The organism is endosymbiont of Riftia pachyptila (vent Ph05) (assembly GCF_000224455.1).
Lineage (GTDB): Bacteria > Pseudomonadota > Gammaproteobacteria > Chromatiales > Chromatiaceae > Endoriftia > Endoriftia persephonae.
The window spans coordinates 45,787-51,786 of the sequence record NZ_AFOC01000012.1 but is presented as its reverse complement, the minus strand read 5'-3'; the positions used below and the strand labels follow the sequence as shown (position 1 = coordinate 51,786).

The 6,000-nt window shown below is 58.0% G+C and carries 7 protein-coding genes; all 7 read right to left on the bottom strand.

Annotation, left to right across the window (positions count from 1 at the left end; translation table 11 throughout):
- Positions 1-508 (bottom strand): beta-ketoacyl-ACP synthase 3 (locus RIFP1SYM_RS03220; protein WP_039959651.1); only part of this gene is annotated, 508 nt, incomplete at its 3' end.
- Positions 505-1,527, bottom strand: coding sequence for a phosphate acyltransferase PlsX (gene plsX / locus RIFP1SYM_RS03215; protein ID WP_005959211.1), 1,023 nt, complete (start codon positions 1,525-1,527; stop codon positions 505-507). The genes plsX and RIFP1SYM_RS03220, both read right to left, overlap by 4 nt.
- A gap of 96 nt (positions 1,528-1,623) precedes the next feature.
- Entirely contained in the window at positions 1,624-1,803 is a 180-nt protein-coding gene (rpmF, locus tag RIFP1SYM_RS03210; RefSeq protein WP_005959210.1) for a 50S ribosomal protein L32, read from the bottom strand.
- Positions 1,804-1,856: 53 nt separating this feature from the next.
- Positions 1,857-2,387: a YceD family protein gene (locus RIFP1SYM_RS03205; RefSeq protein WP_005959209.1), complete on the bottom strand. Its 531-nt coding sequence runs from the start codon at positions 2,385-2,387 to the stop codon at positions 1,857-1,859.
- Between the two features lie 79 nt (positions 2,388-2,466).
- Positions 2,467-3,606, bottom strand: coding sequence for a sodium ion-translocating decarboxylase subunit beta (locus RIFP1SYM_RS03200; protein ID WP_005959208.1), 1,140 nt, complete (start codon positions 3,604-3,606; stop codon positions 2,467-2,469).
- Positions 3,607-3,610: 4 nt separating this feature from the next.
- Positions 3,611-5,410 (bottom strand): sodium-extruding oxaloacetate decarboxylase subunit alpha, encoded by a 1,800-nt coding sequence (oadA, locus tag RIFP1SYM_RS03195; RefSeq protein WP_005959207.1) that lies wholly within the window; start codon positions 5,408-5,410, stop codon positions 3,611-3,613.
- A gap of 60 nt (positions 5,411-5,470) precedes the next feature.
- On the bottom strand, positions 5,471-5,731 hold the full coding sequence (locus RIFP1SYM_RS03190; RefSeq protein WP_006475455.1) for an OadG family protein: 261 nt from the start codon (positions 5,729-5,731) through the stop codon (positions 5,471-5,473).
- Positions 5,732-6,000 lie beyond the last annotated feature (269 nt).

Sequence of the window (6,000 nt, the reverse complement as noted above, 5' to 3'; positions counted from 1 at the left end):
TCGCCTCCAGAACCACAGCGCCAGCACCATCGCCGAACAGCACACAGGTGTTGCGATCGTTCCAGTCGGTGATGCGCGACAGGGTCTCCGCTCCGATCACCAGGGCTCGCTTGGCGCTACCGGTCTTAATGAACTTGTCGGCCACACTCATGGCATAGACAAAGCCGGTACAGACCGCCTGTACATCAAACGCCGCCGGGCCATGGATCCCCAGCCGCCCCTGCAGCAGACAGGCAGTGCTGGGAAATACCTGATCCGGGGTGGTAGTGGCAACGATGATCAGGTCGATATCCTTCGCATCGATCCCCGCCATCTGCATCGCGTTGCGTGCGGCCTTCTCCGCCAGATCGCAGGTGTACTCCTCGTCACCGGCGATATGGCGCTTTTTAATGCCGGTCCGCTCGACGATCCATTGGTCCGTGGTATCCACTATCTTTTCCAGATCCTGATTGGTCAGGATCTTCTCCGGAAGGTAGCTTCCGGTACCAATTATGCGGGAATAGATCACGCGCCTTCCCTTTTTTCCAGATGCTTTTCAACCTGGCTAGCGATGCGGCTGAGCACGTCGGTGAGCACCTCTTTACGGGCAATGCCGATGGCATTTTCGAAGGCCAGCTGATCGGCACCACCATGGCTCTTGATGACGATACCGCGCAGCCCAAGCAGGCTGGCGCCATTGTAACGACGTGGGTCGATGCGACGCCGAAAGGCCTTCAGCACTGGCATCGCCGCCAGCCCAGCCAGCTTGGTCAGCCAGTTGCGCCGAAAGCTCTCTTTCATGGCGTGGCTGATCATCTTGGCGACACCTTCACTGCTCTTCAGCGCAACGTTACCGACAAAACCGTCCGCGACCACCACGTCGACGCCGCCTTTGAAAACGTCGTCGCCTTCCACATAGCCGATATAGTTCAGCGAACTGGCGGCCAGCAACTCATGCGCTCCCTTCACCTGCTCGTTGCCCTTGATCTCTTCCTGGCCGATATTCAGCAGACCGATCCGAGGATTGCTGATGTCGGCAACCGCAGAGACCTGTTCACTCCCCATCACCGCGAACTGGAACAGGTGCTCGGCACTGCAGTCCACATTGGCGCCCAGATCGAGCATGTAAGTCTGCCCTTCAATAGAAGGCAGCGCCGTAATAATCGCCGGGCGATCCACATTCGGTAGCATCTTCAGCACAAAGCGGGAGGTTGCCATCAGCGCACCAGTGTTGCCGGCGCTCACGCAGGCATCGGCGACACCCTCTTTGACCAGGTTGATCGCCACCCGCATGGAGGAGTCTTTCTTGCCGCGCAACGCCTTCGAGGGCAGCTCGTCCATCCCCACCTCCTGGGAAGCATGGTGGAACCGCAGGCGATCGCCGAAGCTGTGGCCACCGACCTTCTCCCGCAGGAGCGCCTCGTTTCCGACCAGAATCAGGCACACATCAGGATCATTCCTGAGGTAATCCAGCGCGGCAGGCACGACAACCGCAGCGCCATGGTCACCGCCCATGGCGTCGAGTGAGATAGTGACAGCGCTATTCATGCCGCCGTAGGCCCCCCAAAATGCAAAGATCCCGGCACGCCCGTCGAAGACGCGCCAGGAACCTGAATCAGTCGTGCAAAATCAGCCTGAACGGCCTTATTCGCCCTTGGTGTTGATTACCTTGCGGCCACGGTAGAAACCATCGGCGGTAACATTGTGACGCAGGTGGGTCTCGCCAGAGGTGGAATCGATGGAGAGGGTTTCACCGGTGAGGGAGTCGTGAGAACGACGCATGCCGCGTCTGGAAGGGGTCTTTTTGCTCTTCTGAACAGCCATGATTTTGCTCCTATATTCAGTTCAAATCAGTATCAATCGATACCTGTTGTATCTCAATCTTTTGTCGCTTTCAGTCCGCTGAGGATGGCAAACGGATTCTCGCGCTCTGCCTCGTCTGCTGCCTCAATCGCCGTATCAGCCCTAGCGCCTGTGTCAGTTGCAGTGCACTCATCAGCAGGATGCATCGCCACTTGGGGCAAGGCCAGCAGCAGCTCATCCTCGATCAGATCCTGCAGACTGACCCGCTGATCCTCAACCATCCAGGGATCGAGCGCCTCTGGCAGCTGTTCCGCCTCATCGAAACCTTCGACAAAGGCGATGGCGGTATCGCTGCTGACCTTCAGCAGCACTGCCTTCAGGCAACGCTGACACTCGAGCAACAGTGTCGCCTCGACACGCCCCTTCAGACAGGCCCGGCGGCGTTCGTCGCGATAGAATTCCAGCTCAAAGCTGGCACGACCCTGATCATCCAGCAGAGACTCACGCAACCTCGACAGATCCTGCAGCGCAACGCTACCGGCAAACGCCTCGCCAAGATCGGCAAACCGCCAAGGATCAAGATGCTCGGGCAACCGTTTCGACATAAGCGCGCGATGATATTATGCAACACGGCCCGATGTCAAAAACATCAGCCCGCTCACGCAGTTAGTCTGAGAATGGGGATTACTGTCCCCCGACGATGGCCAGCAGGATGCCCGCCGCCACCGCAGAGCCGATGACTCCGGCCACGTTCGGTCCCATGGCGTGCATCAGCAGGAAATTATGATGGTTGGACTCCAGCCCCACCTTGTTAACCACTCGAGCCGCCATCGGCACCGCCGAGACCCCGGCCGCACCGATCAGCGGATTGATCTTGCCGCCGGTGACACGATTCATCACCTTTCCCATCAGCACGCCGGCGGCGGTGCCGATACAGAAGGCGAAGGCACCCAGCGCCAGAATGCCCAGAGTTTCGACGCTGAGAAACTTATCAGCCGAGAGCTTGGATCCCACGGCCAGACCAAGAAAGATGGTGACAATGTTGATAAGCTCGTTCTGCGCCGCATGGCTCAGACGGTCCACCACGCCGCTCTCGCGCAGCAGATTGCCAAAGGTCAGCATGCCGATCAGCGGCGCCGCCGAGGGCAGAAACAGGATGCAGAGCAGCAATACCGTGAACGGGAAGAGGATCTTCTCCAGCTTGCTAACGTGACGCATCTGCTGCATCACCACGCCGCGCTCCGCCTCAGAAGTGAGCAGGCGCATGATCGGCGGCTGGATGATCGGCACCAGGGCCATATAAGAGTAGGCGGCCACGGCGATCGCACCGAGCAGATCGGGCGCCAGCCGGGAGGCGAGAAAGATCGCGGTGGGACCATCTGCGCCACCGATGATGGCAATCGCGGAGGCGTCGGCCAGGGTGAAGTTGAAGCCTGGCACCATATTCAGCGCCAACGCACCGATCAGGGTAATGAAAATCCCGAACTGGGCCGCTGCCCCCAGCAGCAGTGTCCAGGGCATGGCGATCAGCGCACCGAAATCGGTCAACGCCCCGACGCCCATGAAGATCAGCAGCGGGAAGACGCCGGTCTCTATGCCAACATGGTAGATATAGTAGAGCAGCCCACCCTCGCCGCCGATACCTGCCACTGGGATATTGCTGAGGATTGCGCCGAAGCCAATCGGCAACAGCAACAATGGCTCAAACTTGCGCGCGATTGCCAGATAGATCAGCAGGCCGCCGACACTCATCATCAGCACCTGGCCCCAACTCATGTTGGCAATCCCCATGGATTGCCAGATTGGTTCGAATCCTATCTCCATAGCGTCAGGCAAGTCTCAGAAGGGTCTCACCAACCTGCACGGCATCCCCCTCTTTTACAGTGATATTGCCAATGATGCCGGCGACAGATGCCCGCACCTCAGTCTCCATCTTCATCGCCTCCAACACCATCACCACCTCTCCGGCGGCAATGCTCTGTCCTTCAACCACCTTGATCTTGAAGATATTGCCCGCCAGTGGCGCGACAATGGGGATACCGTCCGCGGCCACCTCAGGCGCGGCAACCGCTGCGGCTGGTGCAGCAACCGTTGGTCGCACATCAGTAACCGCACCGCCTGGCGTCACCTTAACGTTGTAGGCGACCCCATTGACCTCCACCTGATAGGACTCAGGACCTCCGCCGGCAGCTGCCGGAGCGGCAGCCTCGCTCGCCTCTGGCTCGGCTTCAGTGCCCGGCACCGGCTCGAAGGCATCTGGGTTGTCCCGGTTCTCGAGAAACTTCAGCCCCACCTGAGGGAAGAGCGCATAGATCAGGACATCATCCACCTCCGCATCGGCGACACGGATTGCCTTCTCCTCGACAAGCCGCCGGAACTCCATGGTGAGTTTGTCCATCTCCGGGTCGATCCTGTCAGCTGGACGACAGGTGATCACCTCTTCGCCCTCCGCTAAGACCTGCGCCTGGAGTTCAGCGTTAACCGGTGCAGGCGTTGCACCGTATTCCCCTCTGAGAACACCACCGGTCTCTTTCGCAATGCTTTTGTAGCGCTCGCCCATCAGCACATTGAGCACCGCCTGGGTGCCAACGATCTGCGAAGTCGGGGTGACCAGTGGTATATAACCCAGATCCTTGCGGACCTTGGGGATCTCCTCCAGCACCTCGTCGAGGCGATCGTGGGCGCCCTGCTCGCGCAGCTGGCTCTCCATGTTAGTCAGCATGCCGCCAGGCACCTGGGCCACCAGAATCCGCGAGTCGACTCCCTTTAGGGCCCCTTCAAATTTGGCATATTTCTTCCGCACTTCCCGGAAGTAGGCAGCGATCTCCTCCAGCAGATGCAGATCGAGACCGGTATCTCGGTCGGTACCCTGCATGATTGCCACCACCGATTCAGTGGGCGAGTGGCCGTAGGTCATGCTCATGGAGGAGATCGAGGTATCGATCATGTCGATGCCCGCCTCCGCCGCCTTGACCGCAGTGGCGGTACTCATACCGGTGGTGGCATGGCTCTGCATGGCGATTGGAATGGAACAGGTCTGTTTCAGCCGAATGACCAGCTGTTCAGCCACGTAGGGGCGCAACAGGCCGGCCATGTCCTTGATACAGATCGAGTCGCAGCCCATCTCCTCAAGCTGGCGCCCCATGTTGACCCAGTAGTCGAGATCATGCACCGGGCTAACGGTATAGGACATGGTGCCCTGTGCATGTTTGCCGGTCTTCAGGGCCGCCTTGACCGCAGTCTCCAGATTGCGCAGGTCATTCATCGCATCGAAGATGCGGAACACATCGACTCCGTTCGCAGCAGCGCGATCGACAAAGGCCTCTACCACGTCGTCGGCATAGTGCCGGTAACCGAGGATATTCTGTCCGCGCAGTAACATCTGCTGTGGGGTGTTGGGCATCGCCTCCTTGAGGCGCCGGATGCGCTCCCAGGGGTCTTCTCCCAGAAAGCGGATGCAGGCATCAAAAGTTGCACCGCCCCAGCTCTCCAGCGACCAGAAGCCGACTTTGTCCAGCTTTTCCGCAATCGGCAGCATATCGTCGATGCGCAGGCGGGTTGCAAACAGCGACTGATGCGCGTCGCGCAGGACGACATCGGTTATTCCGAGGGGTTTCTTATCGCTCATAAGGAAAACAGGCTGTGTGAAGGAAAAGGGAGTCTGTATGCGCGCAACTCTACAGCGAAATCAGACCTGTGTCGTGCGGTAGCGGGTGATCGCTGCTGAGATGACCGCGACGAGATCACTGCGTACGCCGGACTGCGTCACCACCGGCCTTGCAGGGCTCAATTCATCTGTGTCGTTAAGGGCCTGGGATCGGCTGAGCACTTCAGCCAGACGGGACATGGCTAACATGGTAAACACCAAGATCACCAGAAAGGAAAACACGACCCCCATCCCCAAGAACATCAACTTCACGCCAGAGAGCATCAGATCAGAAATTAGCATAGGCACAGGACACCCTTGGTTTTTTCATTGTGGACGTTGTACGTTCTCTCAGCGCCCCTTGTCAAGGATGTAGAACTTTAAGTATATCTAGTTACCTATTGTTTTTATTGGAAAATGTACTGTTATATTAATATTATTCATAGTCTGTATTGCAATACTCAATCCTAAAAAACACTCCTCTTAGGAAAAGCAATACTTGATTGCGACCCGTATTCCCAACAGATGACACTCCACTTTATTTGCTAAAATGCGCACCTCATCCTCTTCAA

Coding starts and splice junctions, on each gene's coding strand:
- plsX (WP_005959211.1), bottom strand. CDS start 1,527: ATGAATAGCGCTGTCACTATCTCACTCGACGCCATGGGCGGTGACCAT.
- rpmF (WP_005959210.1), bottom strand. CDS start 1,803: ATGGCTGTTCAGAAGAGCAAAAAGACCCCTTCCAGACGCGGCATGCGT.
- RIFP1SYM_RS03205 (WP_005959209.1), bottom strand. CDS start 2,387: ATGTCGAAACGGTTGCCCGAGCATCTTGATCCTTGGCGGTTTGCCGAT.
- RIFP1SYM_RS03200 (WP_005959208.1), bottom strand. CDS start 3,606: ATGGAGATAGGATTCGAACCAATCTGGCAATCCATGGGGATTGCCAAC.
- oadA (WP_005959207.1), bottom strand. CDS start 5,410: ATGAGCGATAAGAAACCCCTCGGAATAACCGATGTCGTCCTGCGCGAC.
- RIFP1SYM_RS03190 (WP_006475455.1), bottom strand. CDS start 5,731: ATGCTAATTTCTGATCTGATGCTCTCTGGCGTGAAGTTGATGTTCTTG.